Raw genomic sequence first — 15,473 nt, forward strand, 5'->3', positions numbered from 1 at the left:
GTCGCCGCTATTGGCGTGGAATCAGGAGGATCGGATGAAGAAAGTCGGCATCGTCGCTTTGGGCGTCCTTGCCCTGGGGCTGGCTTCGGCTCAGTCCAACGTGATCAAGATCGCCACGCAATCCCCGCTCTCGGGCGGCCAGGCTGCGCTGGGTGAACAGATCAAGCTGGGTGCCCAGCTTGCGGTGGAAGAGGCCCAGGCCCGCTTCCAGCGCTTGGGCTTCCGGCTCGAGCTGGCCCCCTACGACGACCAGGCCAACCCTGACACCGGCGTGGCCAACGCCAACCGCATCATCAACGACCCGGACATCCTGGGCGTGGTGGGCCACCTGAACTCGGGCGTGGCCATCCCCTCGTCCGAGGTGTATGCCCGTGTCAACCTGGTGATGGTCTCCCCGGCCAACACCAACCCCCGCGTCACCGACCGCGGGCTGTCCAACGTCAACCGCATCTGCGGCCGTGACGACGTGCAGGGCCCGGCCGGCGCCGAGTTCGCCGTGAACGACCTCAAGGCCAAGCGCATCTTCGTGCTCCACGACAAGACCGCCTACGGGCAGGGCCTGGCCGAGAACTTCCGCAAGCGGGCCCAGGCGCTCGGCGCCGAGATCCCCAACAACGCCTTCGTGGGCACCGAGGAGAAGAGCAACTTCGCCACCCTCATCACCCAGATCCAGGCCTTCCGCCCCGACCTGATCTACTTCGGCGGCATCTACGACCAGGTGGGCCCCTTCGCCAAGCAGCTCCGCGAGCGCGGCATCCGCGCCCCCATCATGGGCGGCGACGGCCTCGACGCCAGCGAGTACGAGCGCCTGGCTGGCGCCGAAGCGGCCAAGGGCACCTACTTCACCACCGTCGCCGGCCCCATCAGCGAGTTCCCGAAGGCCGCCAAGTTCGCCCAGGACTTCCGCGCCAAGTTCGGCAAGAACGCTGAAGGCTTCGGCGTCTACGCCTACGACTCGGCCAACGTCATCATCAACGCCATCGAGACCGCCATCAAGCAGAGCGGCGGCAAGAAGCCTAGCCGCCAGCTCGTCTCCCAGCGCGTGCGCCTGGTGAACCTCGACGGCCTGACCGGCAAGATCTCCTTCAACTCCAAGGGCGACATCAAGGTGGCCGACTACTTCGTCATCCACCTCGAGAGCGGCAAGTACGCCGAGCAGAAGCTGGTGAAGAAGGTTTCGGTCGCCGCACCGCGCTAAACCTTCAAAAGCTAAAGGGTGGCCCGAGGGCCACCCCTTTTTATTGACGTGGTACAAAATGCATGTAGGCCGGTCTGGCCAGAGGTGCTCCAGGCAATCGGGGTGGGCGGAAACCCGCCTTAACCCTTTAAGTATGCCCCCCTTTCCGTCTTAAAAAGAGTAAAATGGGCCGCTGAAAGCCTTAGAATCCAGCTTTTCGTCGGCGCGGGCTCGGCTTACACTTTGCCACGTCACCAAGGAGAGGGATAACCGTGAAAGGCCTGAACTGTCATGTGCGGGTAAGAACTTTCCCCGCCCGTGTATATTCTTTAGGGGAGTTAACCCACACCTGACAGTGCTGCGTAAAAGGAGGCTCGTTTTGCTCGAAGGACTCTTAGCCCTGCTGCCCCAGGTGATCTTCGACGGATTGCTGCTGGGGTTTGTTTACGCCATGATCGCCCTGGGTTACACCATGGTCTACGGTGTGCTCGAGCTGATCAACTTTGCCCACTCGGAGATCTTCATGATCGGCGCAGTGGTGGGGGTGGAGGTCTTCCGCTACCTCGCCCCGGTGATCCCCAACGGCGTCGTGGTCCTGGTGCTCGCGCTGATCCTGGGGGCCATCATCTCCGGCGTGATGGCGATGATCGTGGAGCGGCTGGCCTACCGCCCGCTGCGCGCCCGCGGGACCACCAACCGGCTGGTCCCCCTCATCACGGCCATCGGCGTCTCCTTCGTCCTGCAGGACCTGGTGCGCCTGGTGGAGGGCATCTGGCACAACGAGTTCAAGCTCCAGATGCGCCTGATCCCGCCCCTCGACGGCAACTTCACCTTCCTGACCGTCTTCATCCAGTACAAAGCCCTCATCCTGATCCTGGTCTCGCTGCTGATGCTCGTGGGGCTGAACTACCTCGTCAACCGCACCAAGCTGGGCACCGCCATCCGCGCCGTGGCGCAGGACATGAACACCGCCCGGTTGATGGGCATCAACCCCGACGTGATCATCTCCCGCACCTTCCTCATCGGCGGGGCGCTGGGCGGGGTGGCCGGGGTGTTGTTCGCCGTGCAGTACAGCACCATCGACCCCTACGTGGGCTTCCTGCCGGGCCTCAAGGCCTTCACCGCCGCCGTGCTGGGGGGGATCGGCAACATCACGGGGGCCATGGTGGGCGGGCTGGTGCTGGGGCAGATGGAGACCCTGGCGGGCACCTACCTGCCCACGCTCACCGGGGGTAACTTCGGCACCGAGTACAAGGACGTGATCGCCTTCCTGATCCTGATCCTGCTGCTGCTCTTCCGCCCGCAGGGTCTGTTGGGTCAGGTGGTCAAGGAGAAGGTATGAGCCGCCAAACAGCCAATGTCGTCGTGTTGGGGGTGGCGGGGCTCTCGCTGGCGCTGCTGTGGCTGACCCCCGGGGCCCTGGCGGGCTTCCTGGGCCTCATCGGGGTGGCGCTGACGGCCTACCTCAGGCCCGCCATGGCCGTGCGCGCGGGCTCGCTGGCCCTGCTGGCCCTGGGTTTCACGCTCGCCCTGTCCCAGGTGCCCCGGGTATCCATCTTGTTCTACGGCCTGGTGGCCGTGCTCGTCGCCCTCATCACCATCCCGGGCATACCCCGCTGGATCAAGGGCCTGCTCGGCGTGGCCGTGCTGCTGATCTCGGTGCCGATCGCCGGGTTTAACAACACCTTCTTCCTCGAGCTCGGCATCCAGATCGGCATCTACGCGGCCATGGCGCTGGGCCTCAACGTGGTGGTGGGGATGGCCGGGCTGCTCGACCTGGGCTACGCGGCCTTCTTCGCCATCGGGGCGTACACCTGGGCCATCTTCGGCTCGCCGCAGGCGGCGAACTTCCTCTCCGGCAGCTTCCCCCTCCCCGGCAACTACTTCTACCTCTTCATGGCCCTCGCCATCATCACCACCGCCATCACCGGCCTGCTCATCGGCCTGCCCGCCCTGCGCCTGCGCGGGGACTACCTGGCGATCGTGACGCTGGGGCTGGGTGAGGTGGTGCGCGTGCTGGCGAACAACCTCGACCACCCGGTCAACTTCACCAACGGCCCGCAGGGCATCACGCCGGTCTCGCGCCCGGACATCGGCTGGTTTCACAGCCTGATGAGCAGCGTCGGCGTCGAGCTCGACGCCCGCACCGACTACCAGTTCTTCTTCTACCTGCTGGTGCTGGTGATCATTGGCGTCGTGGTGCTGGTCAACATCAACCTGGGCAACTCGCGCTTCGGCCGGGCCTGGATCGCCATCCGCGAGGACGAGACCGCGGCCAAGGCCATGGGCATCCCCATGCTGGGCACCAAGCTGCTGGCCTTCGCCACCGGCGCGGCCTTCTCCGGGGCCATGGGCGTGATCTTCGCGGCGCAGCGCACCTTCGTCAGCCCCGAGTCCTTCACGCTGCTGGCCTCGATCACCATCCTGGGCATGGTGGTGCTGGGGGGCATGGGCAGCATCCCCGGGGTGATCCTGGGCGCCGCCGCCCTCACGGCCATCAACACCGACGTCCTCAAGAGCTTCTCCGAGTACCTCAACAACCTCCGCCAGGCCGGGGTGCTCAACCTGCCCAACCAGGTCGAGCCGGCCAAGTACGAGCGGCTGGTGTTCGGGGTGATCCTGGTGCTGATGATGATCTTCCGGCCCCAGGGGCTCATCCCCGAGCGCCGCCACCAGCTCGAGATCGAGGAAGCGAAGGAGGCCCAGCAATGAGCGCCACCGCAGTCGCCAGCGCCCTCGAGGTGCAGTCCGTCTCCAAGAGCTTCGGCGGGCTGAAGGCGGTCAACGACGTCAGCCTCACCGTCCGCCCGGGCGAGATCTTCTCGGTGATCGGGCCCAACGGGGCGGGGAAGACCACCTTCTTCAACCTGCTCACCGGCATCTACGAGCCCGACGAGGGGAGCGTGCGCTTCTTCGGCAAGGACATCACCGGGATGTCGCCCGACAAGGTCGCGGCGCAGGGCATCGGCCGCACCTTCCAGAACATCCGCCTCTTCGCCGCGATGACCGTGCTGGAGAACGTGCTCATCGGGCACCACATCCACACCCACAGCAGCTACCTCGACGCCATGCTGCGCACCCCGCGCCACCTCGAGGCCGAGCGCCGGGCCAAGGAGCGGGCCATGGAACTGCTCGACTACATGGGCCTAGCCCGCCGGGCGGGCGAGCTCGCCACCAGCCTGCCCTATGGCGAGCAGCGCCGCCTGGAGATCGCCCGGGCGCTGGCCTTGGAGCCCAAGCTGCTCTTCCTCGACGAGCCCGCCGCGGGCATGAACCCGCAGGAGACCGACCGGCTCAAGGAGGACGTGCGCCGCCTGCGCAAGGAGCTGGGGCTCACCATCGTGCTCATCGAGCACGACATGAGTATGGTCATGAGCATCTCCGACCGCATCGCCGTGCTCGAGTACGGCTCCAAGATCGCCGAGGGGCTGCCCGCGGAGATCCGCACCAACACCCGCGTGATCGAGGCCTACCTGGGCAAGGGGGCCGCCGGCCAGGCAGGAGGGCGTGCATGAGCCTGCTCGAGCTGAAGAACATCCACACCTACTACGGCCACATCCACGCCCTCAAGGGCATCTCGCTCACGGTCAAGGAAGGGGAGATCGTGACCCTGATCGGGGCCAACGGGGCGGGCAAGAGCACCACGCTGCGCACCATCAGCGGCATGGTCAAGCCCCGCAGCGGCGAAGTGCTCTACCAGGGCAAACCCGTCCAGCGCGTGCCCGCCGAGCAGATTGTCTCGATGGGCATCGGCCACGTCCCCGAGGGGCGGCGCATCTTCCCCCGCCTGACCGTCGAGGAGAACCTCGAGATCGGCGCCTACCTGCTCAACGACAAGAAGCTGGTCGAGGAGCGCAAGCAGATCGGCTTCCAGCTCTTCCCCCGCCTCTACGAGCGCCGCGCCCAGAAGGGCGGCACCCTCTCCGGCGGCGAGCAGCAGATGCTGGCCATCGCCCGTGCGCTGATGCAAGACCCCAAGCTGCTGCTGATGGACGAGCCCAGCATGGGCCTCGCCCCCGTGCTCGTGGACTTCATCTTCGAGACCATCCAGAACCTCAACAGGTCCGGCAAGACCATCCTGCTCGTCGAGCAGAACGCCCGCATCGCCCTGCAGATCGCCCACCGCGGCTACGTGCTGCAGACCGGCGAGCTCACCCTCAGCGGCCCCGCCGCCGACCTCGCCGCCAAGCCCGAGGTGCAGGCAGCCTACCTGGGCGGTCACTAACGAGGTCGCCGATAACCGATAGCCGAGGGGCGACCCCGCGGGGTCGCCCCTCGGGTTTTTGGCCCCCATGCCCAGGCCTGCGCTCTCAGTTTCGAGAGCACAAGAGGGCGCTATTCCTATTGCTAACGTTGGGCATCTAGCTATCAGCTATCGGCGTTCAGCGTTTGACGTTCGACAATTGACATCCCCGGCTCAGCTCGAGGCCGACGTGTAACTCCGCAGCGCCAGCCGCCAGAAGAAGCGCGAGAAGGCGAACAGGACCAGCATCAGGCCCAGCGCGACCAGCAGGGTGTTCAGGCTGGCCCGGCCCAGCGCGGCCTCGGCGGGTACGGTGGTGAGGAAGGCCACCGGAACGACGAAGCTGAAGAAGAGGCGGTACAGGGCGGGGAAGGCCTGGATGGGGTAGCGGCCGGCCTCGAGCAGCGAGCGCAGCACCTCGGTGGTGTTGCCCACCTTGACGAACCAGATGCTGGTGGTGCCCAGGATGAACCACAGCGCGTAGAGGATGAAGCCGGCCACCCCCAGGAAGGCCAGGCCGGCGAGGTGCTCCAAAGGCCCGAAGCCCAGCCGGAACCCGGCATAAAGCCACACGCCCAGCCCGAACAGCAGGTCGGGGAGGCCCCAGGGCGAGAGCATGCGGGTGGAGAGCCAGAATTGGCTATCGACGGGCTTGAGCAGCACGAAGTCGAGGGTGCCCTGCTGCACCTGCTGCACGATGCGGTTGAGGTTGGGCTGGAAGAGCGTCCCGGCCAGCCCTTGCAGCGCGGTGAAGGCGCCCAGCACCAGCAGGGCCTCCTCGAGCCGCCACCCCCCGGGGCGGTAGCCGCCCTGGTACAGCAGCGAGAGGCTGAACACGCTCCCCACCAGCAGCCCGATAGCGGAGAGCGTCGCCAGGAAGAAGTTCCCCCGGTACTCCAGCTCGGCCGCGATGGCGCTGCCCCAGAACTGCCTGAGCACCCGCAGATGGCGCATCGGCCGCAGTCTACTCCATCGGGGGCGTTGAATTTCGGGCTCAGGCTCTCCAAGCTGGAGGCCGATGACCCCGCCCGACTCCGGCTTCGCCCGGCTTTCCCACCGGGCGCAGGTTCTGCGCCTGCGCCGGCTGGCCCGGGCCGCGCTCGAGCACTACGACCTCGAGGTGCGCCGCCTCGCCCTGCTCCAGCACAGCTACAACACCATCTTCCGGGTCTGGGCCGCCGACGGGCAGCGCTACGTGCTGCGGGTCAACCTGCCCGGGGTGCGCCGCCTCGAGCAGATCCGGGCCGAGATGGCCTGGCTGGCCGCGCTGCGCCGCGACACCGGCCTCCAGGTCCCGAGGCCGGTGCCCAACCGCTCGGGCGAGCTCGTCACCACGGCCCACGCCCCCGGCGTGCCCGAGCCGCGCCACTGCGCCCTCTTCGGCTGGCTGAGCGGCCCGCTGCTGGCCGAGCGGCTCACGCCCGAAAACCTCGAGCAGCTCGGGGAGATCACCGCCCTCCTGCACCGGCACGCCCGCTCCTTCGCGCTGCCGCCGGGCGCCGGGCTCGACCCCCTGGACTGGCCGCGCTTCCACCTCGCCCCCTTCGCGCTGTTCGAGCCCGAGTACCGCCAGTGGATGCCGCCCGCGCGGCGGCGCCTGTTCGAGATGGGCCTCGAGCACGTACGGCAGGGGCTCGAGCGCCTGTGGTCCTCGGGTGTGCCCATCCCGCTCCACGCCGACCTGCACCAGCTCAACCTCAAGCTCTGGCGCGGCCGGCTGGCCGTGCTCGACTTCGACGACTGCGCGCTGGGCTTCCCCGTGCAGGACATCGGGATCACCCTCTACTACCTGAGCCGCCACCCCGAGTACCCCGCGCTGCGGGCGGCCCTCGAGCGCGGCTACCGCCGGGTGGGGGAGTGGCCCGAGACCGAGGCCGGCCAGGTCGAGACCCTGATCACCGGGCGGGCCATCCAGCTCGCCAACCTGGTGACGGTCTCGCCCAACCCCCAGTGGCGCAAGGCCGCGCCGGCCTTCCTCGAGCGCACCGAGGCCCGCCTGCGCGAGCACCTATCGCGTTTCCCACAAACACCCGCCGGGCCCGGCGGGTGTTTTACCCCGTAGGGGTATTCGTGGGAACCGCTCTAGGGCGCTAAGCGCTCGATCCGCCAGCCCTCGCCGGGCTCGAGGCGGTAGGCGAAGCGGTCGTGCAGGCGGTTCTTGCGGCCCTGCCAGAACTCGAAGTAGTCGGGCTCGAGGCGGTAGCCGCCCCAGTGCTCGGGCCGGGGGATGCGCTCGGGGTACTGGCGCGTGAGCTCGGCGATGCGCTCCATGAGCCACTCGCGCGAGGGGATGGGCTCGCTTTGCGGGCTGCTGGCGGAGCCGGCCTGGCTTTCATAGGGGCGGCTGGCGAAGTAGGCGTCGGAGAGCTCGGGCTCCAGCCGGTGTACCCGGCCCTCGACCCGCACCTGGCGCTCGAGCTCGGGCCACCAGAAGTTCAGGGCGGCGTAGGGGTTGTGCTCCAGGTCGCGCCCTTTGCGGCTGCGGTAGTTGGTGTAGAACACCAGCCCCGCCGGGGAGTGGCCGCGCAGCAGCACCACCCGGCTGCTGGGGCGCCCGTCCGGCCCGACCGTGGAGAGGGTCATGCCGTGGGGCTCCTTGAGCCGGGCGTCGAGGGCGGCCTCGAGCCACTGCCCGAACTCGACGAAGGGGTCTTGGGAGAGGTCGGAGAGCTCGAGGCTGCCCTTGGTGTACTCGTAGCGCAATCTCTCGATGTCCACGAGAGGCAATTTACCGCCCTGGCACGGGTACGATTTTCCCCGCACTAAGCCCCCATCCCCGAGAACTGCTTGAGGCCCCTGCGCCACAGCCAGCGGTTGAGGACCAGGAAAACCACCCCCCACGCGCCCAGCACCACGAATCCCTGAACCAGGTCCACCGGGATGCCCGCCAGGATGGAGGCCGGGAAGTAGACGAGGTAGGGGAAGGGCGTGAGGAAGGCGATCTGCCGCACGACCTCGGGGAATACGTCCAGCGGAGCGATGAGGCCCGAGAGGAAGAGGTAGAGGATGAACCAGCCCTCCTCGACGGCGGCCGCCCGCTCGATCCAGAAGGACAGCAGCGCGAAGGTGTACTGCATCAGGAAGCGCAGCATGAACGCGGCGAGCGCCGTAAAAATACCCAGCAGCAGGTCGCCCCACTCCGGCGCGAAGCGGGCCGGGGGGTAGATCAGCACGAACAGCGCCACCAGCATGACCGCGAAGGGAAAACGGGTGATCCGCTCGGCCAGGTGAGCCATCAGGTGTTCCCAGTAGGGGTCGATGGGCCGCAGTAGCTTGAAGGACAGCCGCCCCTGCACCACGTCCTGCTCGAACTCCCAGATCACCCACACCACGCTGAGCTGCCGCACGACGAACACGCACAGGAAGTAGCGGGCCATCTCCTGCGAGCTCAGCGCGAAGGTCCCGCCCTCGGCGGCCTGCGTCCACACGCCCATCAGGATCAGGGGCAGCGCCGTCGCCAGCGCCCACAAGAACACCTCGGCGCGGTACTCGAGCATCAGCGCGATCTGGGCCTGGAGGAGGGCTTTGAGTTTGCGCGTCATTGTGGTCATCGTATCGTCGAGGGGGGGTGGGGTGTCGAGGGGGGATAGCGGGGCGCGGGTCGTGCGTCCTGCGCCCGGCGTCGTACGTCGTACGCCAAACGCAAGACGCCAAACGCAAGACGCAAGACGCCAAACGCAAGACGCAAAACGCAAGACGCCAAACGCAAGACGCCTTGGCCCTCGGCCCTGCACCCTCGACGCAGCCCGGGGGTGCTTGCGCCCCTCCACTCGTCGGTGGACAGCGGTTTTGCCCTTGAGGAACTATCATTAGGCCCATGCGGCAGTGGATCCGGAATTATTACGCCAGGGCTCTGGCGCGGCCGGGCATTCCCTGGCTGGTGGTGCTGGGGGCGTGCGTGCTCGAGGCCCTCGCCTTCGGGCTGATGACGCGGCAGTTTTACCTGGCTCTGCCGGGTGGGCAGGGCGAGGTTTTCCGCCAGGTCTTCGGCGAATTCCTGGCGCGGGTGGTCACCTTCGCCTGGGTGCCGCTCGTCTTCATGTTCGTCGCGGGCTTCGACAACAAGCCCTTCGCGGTCTTCGCCCACAGCAGCCGCCTGTTCCTGGCCTTCGCCGCGCTCATGCTGCTGTGGGCGTGGCTTTTCCCCGTTCCCATCACCTGGCCGCTCGACCCCGACCGCAAGGCCTCGCTCATCACCTTCGACGAGAATTACCGCCATCTCGTCAGCAGCCCCGGCTACCTCGCGTTCCGCCTGGGCGTGCCGCTGGTGATGCTCGCGCAGGTGTTCTCGAGCTACATCGGCCTGCAAGTCGCCGGAGCCTACGCCAACAACGCCCGCTGGGCCGTGATCGTCACGGCAGCCGTGATCGTGGTGAGCGTGCTGATCAGCCCGCAGCAGAACCCCTTCGGGCCGGAGTTCTGGGGGTCGTGAGGGGGGAAGCGGGCAGCCGTCAGCCGCCAGCGGGAGGCTAGTGGCCCGTGGTGTGTGGGAATATCCCCCCTGCCCCCCTTGCTAAGGGGGGCGAAGAAGGGGCGTCTTGCGTACGACGTAGGACGTACGACGTACGACCCAGAAGTACGACCCATGCCCGGCGTCCGGCTACCGGCTATCAGCTATCGACACCCCACCATCAAATGGCACTAGCCAACATCTCCAACGCCTGCTCCTGCTGCCGGCTCGAGGCCGCGCTGTCCCAGCCGAGTTCCTGGGCCATGAGCTCGGTCACGCGGGGGAGGGCCTGCTCGGCGGCTTTGCGGTCGAGGAAGGCCAGGCGGGTGCGGCGAGCGAGGAAGTCCAGGGGGGTGAGGGCCATCTCGTAGCGCACGGCGTAGCGGACCTCGGCCTCGAGGTAGGGGTGGTGCTCCACCAGCCGGGCGGGACTTCCCTGGGCGAGCCCGAGCACCCGTGAAGCCCTCGAGCCGTAGGTGCGGTGGAGGTGGGCGGCGGTGGCGGGGTCTACGCCGTAGGTGCGCTGGAGCAGCAGCGCCCCGCCGTACACGTCCAGGCCCTCGGCGCCCACCAGGGGCAGGCGGTCGGTGCGGCTGGGGGGCACCTCGAGGCCGTGCACGCGGGCGGCGTAGGCCACCAGGTCCACGGCCATCTTGCGGTAGGTGGTCCACTTGCCGCCGGTGAGGGTCAGCAGGCCGGAAGGGCTCTGCTGGATGAGGTGGTCGCGGGCCAGCTTGGCGGTGTCGGCCTCGGGGCGCGAGACCAGTGGGCGCAGGCCCGACCACGCGGCGCGCACCTCCTCGCGGGGGATGCGGCCCAGGTAGGGCTCCACCTGGCGCAGGATGTAGGCGACCTCGCCCTCGCTCACGCCGGGATGGTCGCTGAGCTGGGCCGGGTCGTCGGTGGTGCCCACCAGGGTGTGGCCCAGCCAGGGCAGCACGAACACCACGCGCCCGTCTTCGGTTTTGGGGATCAGCAACCCGGTCTCGGGGGGGCTGTACTTGCCGTCCAGGACGATGTGAACGCCCGAGGAGACCTTGAGCAGGGGAGGGGCGTCGGGGTCGTCGAGGCGGCGGATGGCGTCGCCGAAGGGGCCGGTGGCGTTGACCACCACGCGGGCGCCGACCTCGAGCTCCCGCCCGCTGAGCCGGTCGCGCACCACCGCGCCCCGGAGCCTGCCGTCTTGCTTGAGCAGCGCCGTCACCTCGGCCTGGTTGAGCACCGCCGCGCCCTGCTCGGCCGCCGTGAGGGCCAGCGAGACGTTGAAGCGGGCGTCGTCGAACTGGCCGTCCTGGTAGGCCACCGAGCCCACCAGGCCGCTGCTGCGGATCTCAGGGAAGGCCTCGAGGGTCTGGCGGGCGGTGAGGTAGCGCGACATCTCGAGCCGCCCCTTCCCGGCGAGCAGGTCGTAGAGCTTGAGGCCGAACCAGTAGTACGGCGCCTCCCACACCTTGTACAGCGGGGTCAGCAGCCACAGCGGGCGCGAGAGGTGCGGCGCGATGCGCAGCAGCGTGGCCCGCTCGTGCAGGGCGTCGCGCACCAGGTTGAGCTGAACGCGGTCGAGGTTCTTGACGGCGAGCTCGAGGTAGCGCACCCCCCCGTGGATGAGCTTGGTGCTCCGGCTGGAGGTCCCCTCGGAGAAGTCGAAGCGCTCCACCAGCGCCACCTTGAGGCCCCGGCTCGCCGCCTCCAGTGCCACCCCGCTGCCCGTGGCCCCGCCGCCGATCACCAAGAAGTCGAAATTTTCCCGCTCGAGCCGTTCGATGGCTGCTGCCCGGTTCATCGCCCACATCTTACCGTGGCTTGCGAAAGATTTCCGTCCCCTCGCAAAAAGGCGGCGAGCTATCCTGCGCCGGCGTGCCTGTCGCGGCCGCCGGCTACGGGCCATCGGCCAGGGGCGCCCTCCGCCCCCCGGCCTTTCATTTCCTTTCGTTCGTCCCCGGCACCACCTCGCCCTGGGCGAAGACCTGCGAGATGACCTCCTCCACCGGGGGCTCGCGCACCTCGAGGTCCTCCACCGGCAGCTCGCGAAGCATCTGGGCCACCGCGCCCACTAAGCTCTCGCGGCGCAGCAACAGGCGCGCCTCCAGGCCCTGCGCCTCGCGCACCTCGCCGTAGCGCTCGAGCTCGGGCCGGGGCAGGGCGCGGTTGAGCTTGAGCACCACCTCGCGGTAAGGGGCGAAGCGCTCCAGCAGCCCCGACAGCCCCCCGTCGTAGATCAGGCGGCCCTGGTGGATCATGACCACCCGTTCGCACAGCGCGGTGATGTCGGCCATGTAGTGGCTGGTGAGGAGGATGGTGGCCCCATAGCGGCGGTTGTACTCGCGCAGAAACTCGCGCACCGAGGTCTGGGCGTTGACGTCGAGGCCGAGGGTGGGCTCGTCGAGGAAGAGCACCCTGGGCTGGTGCAGCAAGGCCGCCAGCAGCTCGGCCTTCATGCGCTCGCCCAGCGAGAGCTTGCGCACGGGCTGGGTGAGCTTGTCCTGCAGGCCCAGCAGTTCCGCCAGCTCGCCCACGCGCCGCGAGAGCTCGGCGTCGGGGATCTCGTAGACCGCGCCGTTGACGCGGAAGGAGTCCCAGGCGGGCAGGTCCCAGATGAGCTGCTGCTTGTTGCCCATCACCAGCGTGACCTGGCGCAGGAAGGCCGCCTCGCGGCGGAAGGGTTCGAAGCCCGCGACCCGCACCTCCCCCTCGCTGGGGTGGATCAGCCCGGTCAGGAGTTTGAGCGTGGTGGTCTTGCCCGCGCCGTTGGGGCCTAAAAAGCCCACGATCTCGCCGGGCTCGAGGCTGAAGCTCACGCCCCGCACCGCCTCCACCTGGCGGTACTTGCGGCGGAAGAAGTGTTGCAGCGTCCCGCGCAGCCCCGGCTCCTTGAGGGCCACCGGGTAGCGCTTGACCAGGTTGCGCGCGGTGATTACGGCCACTCCAAACAGTCTACCGGGAGAAGCGCGGCGCCGGGACGTCCGTCACTGTGTTGGCGGCGCGGGGTATTAGCATGGGGCCATGTCGCGCTGGTTGGCCTTGTGGCTGCTGATCCTTGCGGGGTGGGCCCCGTCGTGGGCGAAGGGGCTGGTGCTGCCGTTCGAGGGGCCGGGCGGGCACGCCACCGCCCAGGCCTTCGCCGAGAGCCTGGGGGTGGCGCCGCCCTCGCTGGCGGCCGTGCTGCTGCCCGACCTGCCCTGGGAGGGCAGCTACGAGCGGGTGACCGGCAGCCTGTACACCCCGGGCGGGGCGCGGCTGGCGCTCGAGAGCACCCGCGCCGACTGGGTGCTGGTGGGCAGGACGGGGGAGGGGGGCGAGCTGGTGCTGTTCCTCGCCACGCCCAAGGAGGTGGCCCGGGCCCGCTTCACCGAGCCGCTGCTGGCCCTGCGCTGGGCGGGCACCCGCCTGGGGCTCAAGCCGGGGGCCTTCCGGCCCGACCCGCGCCAGGAGGCCGACCTCGCCAGGCTGGCCCAGGGGGAACTCCAGGGCGTGGCCCGCTTCCCCGCGCCCAAAGCCCAGTACGAGGCGGCGCTGGCGCTCACCGAGGGCGGGGAGCTGAAGGGGAGCCTCGAGCCCCTGCCCCGCCCCCTCGTCGAGTTCTGGACCTCGCTCAACGCGGGGAAGCCCCTGCCGGCCTACCAGGCGATGTTCGACCTCCAGGAGGGCCGCAAGGCGCCGGCGCTGGCCCAGGCCCGCAAGCTCGCGCAGGGCAACGCCCTCGAGCGCGTCGCCGCCGTGATGGTGCTGCAGGCGCTCGAGGACCCCGCCTGGCGGGCGGCGGCCCGGGGGCTCAGCGAGCACGCCCCCGAGATCCCCTACGGCTGGGAGCAGCGCGCCTTCGCCGCCCTCGACGAGGACCGGCCCGACGAGGCCGCCCAGGCCTTCGGGCGGGCCCTCGAGCTGCTGCCCGAGAGCCGCTTGGCCTGGACCAACCTGGGCTGGGCCTTCTACCTCAAGGGCGACCGCGCCCGCTCGCTGCAGGCGAGCCTGCGGTCGCTGCGCCTGGGCGCCGACCCCGACCCCACCGCGCTGTACAACCTGGGGCTGGTGCGGGCGCTCTACGGCGACCTGCTGGGGGCCCGTGAGGCCTACACCCGCGCCCTCGAGAGCGACCGCGAGGAGGTCTACCGGCTCGCCCTGGAGGACCTCGCCGCCGCGGGCGACAGCCGCCTGGCCTACTGGATGGGCTTCCTGGCCGAGCGGGTGGGGCTGCTGGAGGAGGCCAAGGCCCACTACCGCGCCTTCCTCGAGGCCCACCCCCGCCACCCCCTGGCCGGCGCCGCCCGCCGGGCCCTGGCGCAGGAGGGCCGGCTCGAGGTGCGGCTCGAGGCGCTCCTGCTGCGCCCCGACGGCCCCGACGCCCCCGACGCCCGCCCCTTCCACGCCGGGGAAGTGGTCTTTCCCCGGGTGCGGCTCTCGGGCAGCCCCTACCTGAGCCAGCAGCCCCTCTCGGTGCGGCTGCTCGACGCGCAGGGCAAGGTGCTGGGCCAGGGCAGCAAGAAGGTGGCCTTCGGGGCCATGACCAGCGAGCTCGAGGAGCTCGCCCCCGGGGTCCGGCTGCCCGCCCAGGGGCGCTACACGCTCGAGGTGCGCTACGGCGAGGCCGTGGCCCGCCAGGCCCTGGAGGTTTTGCCCCCCAGCCTGGCCCGCCAGCTCTACGTGCTGGGCCTGGAGCCGCGCGGCCTCGGCGGGATGCCCCTGCTCGAGACCGCCGAGCTGCTCGGCCCGGAGGGCGACCGGCTGCTGCTGGAGAAGCTCGAGGCCGAGTTCAAGGCCGCGGCGCCCATGGCCGCCGCTAACGCCCGCCTCGCGCAGCCGCTGCGGGCGGGGCCTTACGCGGGCCAGAGCGTCGCCGAGCTGCTGCGCAAGGCCGAGCGGAGGGTGCTCGAGGCCTTCCTGCGCGCGGCCGTGCAGGATCCCCAACTGCTGGGCGAGAAGGACGTGGTCAACGCCTTCGTGACCTGGGTCCAGCGCTGAACCCCGGAAAGCTCCCCAAAACCTTACACTGCGGATACACTGCCCTACGATGCGTCTCGTCGGCCTGCTGTTCCTGCTCTCCCTCGCCGTGTTCGTCTACTTCCGCAACGCGGCGGCCCAGCCCATCGCCCGGCCCCCCGGCGTGCTGTGCCCGCTGGCGCCGTTCCAGGGTGCCCAGAACCTTCCCGCAGCCTTCGAGCACGAGGGCTACCGCCTGCAGCCCGTGGCCCGCTTCGCCCTCGAGGCCCGCGTCCTGGGCAAGCGGCTCTACAGCACCGACCCCGGCGCCAAGCTCGCCCCCGTCGACCTCGCGCTGGGCTGGGGCCGCATGTCCGATAGCCGGGTGCTGGAGAAGATCTCCATCAGCCAGGGCAACCGCTTCTACTTCTGGTACACCCCCGACCCGCCCATCCCTTTGCAGGAAATTGCGCTCAGCAGCGCCAACATGCACATGATCCCCGCCACGCCCGAGCTCGAGCAGCGCCTGAAGCGGCTCAAGAGCGGCAACATCGTGCGCCTGCAGGGCTATCTGGTCAACGTCAGCGGCCCCGACGGCTTCTTCTGGAACTCCTCCCTCACCCGCGAGGACACCGGCAACGGCGCCTGCGAGCTGGTGTGGGTCGAGGAGCTGGCGGTGCGCTGAA

The 15,473-nt window shown here is 69.1% G+C and carries 14 protein-coding genes and 1 pseudogene; 10 read left to right on the forward strand and 5 right to left on the reverse strand.

What is annotated here, in order from left to right; translation table 11 throughout:
• The first annotated feature begins 34 nt into the window (after positions 1–34).
• The 6 genes and pseudogenes from MEICH_RS0121185 (at position 35) to MEICH_RS0121205 (ending at position 5,402) form a co-directional block, all read left to right on the forward strand.
• A complete protein-coding gene (locus tag MEICH_RS0121185) occupies positions 35–1,198 on the forward strand; it encodes a branched-chain amino acid ABC transporter substrate-binding protein (protein ID WP_027894276.1) in 1,164 nt (387 codons plus the stop codon).
• A 358-nt stretch (positions 1,199–1,556) separates the two neighbouring features.
• On the forward strand, positions 1,557–2,519 hold the full coding sequence (locus MEICH_RS0121190) for a branched-chain amino acid ABC transporter permease (protein WP_027894277.1): 963 nt from the start codon (positions 1,557–1,559) through the stop codon (positions 2,517–2,519).
• Positions 2,516–3,889 carry a branched-chain amino acid ABC transporter permease gene (locus MEICH_RS0121195; RefSeq protein ID WP_027894278.1) on the forward strand — a complete coding sequence of 458 codons (1,374 nt, stop codon included), beginning with the start codon at positions 2,516–2,518 and terminating at the stop codon, positions 3,887–3,889. The genes MEICH_RS0121190 and MEICH_RS0121195 overlap by 4 nt, the downstream gene beginning before the upstream one ends.
• An 80-nt stretch (positions 3,890–3,969) precedes the next feature.
• Positions 3,970–4,428, forward strand: a pseudogene (locus tag MEICH_RS30765) (ABC transporter ATP-binding protein); the annotation flags it as partial.
• Between the two features lie 120 nt (positions 4,429–4,548).
• Entirely contained in the window at positions 4,549–4,692 is a 144-nt protein-coding gene (locus MEICH_RS30770) for an ABC transporter ATP-binding protein C-terminal domain-containing protein (RefSeq protein WP_420804473.1), read from the forward strand.
• Positions 4,689–5,402 (forward strand): ABC transporter ATP-binding protein, encoded by a 714-nt coding sequence (locus MEICH_RS0121205; RefSeq protein WP_027894280.1) that lies wholly within the window; start codon positions 4,689–4,691, stop codon positions 5,400–5,402. Before MEICH_RS30770 ends, MEICH_RS0121205 begins: the two co-directional genes overlap by 4 nt.
• 192 nt (positions 5,403–5,594) lie before the next feature.
• Here the strand turns inward: MEICH_RS0121205 and MEICH_RS0121210 are convergent, their stop codons facing one another.
• A complete protein-coding gene (locus MEICH_RS0121210) occupies positions 5,595–6,374 on the reverse strand; it encodes an ABC transporter permease (protein WP_027894281.1) in 780 nt (259 codons plus the stop codon).
• 64 nt (positions 6,375–6,438) lie between these two features.
• Here MEICH_RS0121210 and MEICH_RS26380 point away from each other — a divergent pair, with 64 nt between their 5' ends.
• Complete coding sequence (locus MEICH_RS26380) at positions 6,439–7,482, forward strand: phosphotransferase enzyme family protein (protein WP_051304398.1); 1,044 nt, start codon at positions 6,439–6,441, stop codon at positions 7,480–7,482.
• 20 nt (positions 7,483–7,502) lie between these two features.
• Here MEICH_RS26380 and pdxH read toward each other — a convergent pair whose 3' ends face one another.
• Together pdxH and MEICH_RS0121225 are read right to left on the reverse strand one after the other, a co-directional pair.
• A complete protein-coding gene (gene pdxH, locus MEICH_RS0121220; protein ID WP_027894282.1) occupies positions 7,503–8,138 on the reverse strand; it encodes a pyridoxamine 5'-phosphate oxidase in 636 nt (211 codons plus the stop codon).
• Between the two features lie 44 nt (positions 8,139–8,182).
• A complete protein-coding gene (locus MEICH_RS0121225; protein ID WP_027894283.1) occupies positions 8,183–8,962 on the reverse strand; it encodes an ABC transporter permease in 780 nt (259 codons plus the stop codon).
• A 275-nt stretch (positions 8,963–9,237) separates the two neighbouring features.
• Between MEICH_RS0121225 and MEICH_RS0121230 the strand changes: the two genes are divergently transcribed.
• Complete coding sequence (locus MEICH_RS0121230) at positions 9,238–9,852, forward strand: hypothetical protein (RefSeq protein WP_027894284.1); 615 nt, start codon at positions 9,238–9,240, stop codon at positions 9,850–9,852.
• Between the two features lie 199 nt (positions 9,853–10,051).
• On the opposite strand, the gene MEICH_RS0121235 is transcribed toward MEICH_RS0121230, so the two are convergent.
• Complete coding sequence (locus tag MEICH_RS0121235) at positions 10,052–11,653, reverse strand: FAD-dependent oxidoreductase (RefSeq protein ID WP_027894285.1); 1,602 nt, start codon at positions 11,651–11,653, stop codon at positions 10,052–10,054.
• Between the two features lie 136 nt (positions 11,654–11,789).
• A complete protein-coding gene (locus tag MEICH_RS0121240; protein ID WP_027894286.1) occupies positions 11,790–12,794 on the reverse strand; it encodes an ABC transporter ATP-binding protein in 1,005 nt (334 codons plus the stop codon).
• A gap of 79 nt (positions 12,795–12,873) precedes the next feature.
• Here MEICH_RS0121240 and MEICH_RS0121245 point away from each other — a divergent pair, with 79 nt between their 5' ends.
• Both MEICH_RS0121245 and MEICH_RS0121250 read left to right on the forward strand, forming a co-directional pair.
• On the forward strand, positions 12,874–14,829 hold the full coding sequence (locus MEICH_RS0121245) for a tetratricopeptide repeat protein (RefSeq protein WP_027894287.1): 1,956 nt from the start codon (positions 12,874–12,876) through the stop codon (positions 14,827–14,829).
• Between the two features lie 49 nt (positions 14,830–14,878).
• Entirely contained in the window at positions 14,879–15,472 is a 594-nt protein-coding gene (locus tag MEICH_RS0121250; RefSeq protein WP_027894288.1) for a hypothetical protein, read from the forward strand.
• Position 15,473: the final 1 nt, after the last annotated feature.

The sequence above is a fragment of the Calidithermus chliarophilus DSM 9957 genome (genome assembly GCF_000430045.1).
In the GTDB taxonomy this organism is placed as follows: domain Bacteria; phylum Deinococcota; class Deinococci; order Deinococcales; family Thermaceae; genus Calidithermus; species Calidithermus chliarophilus.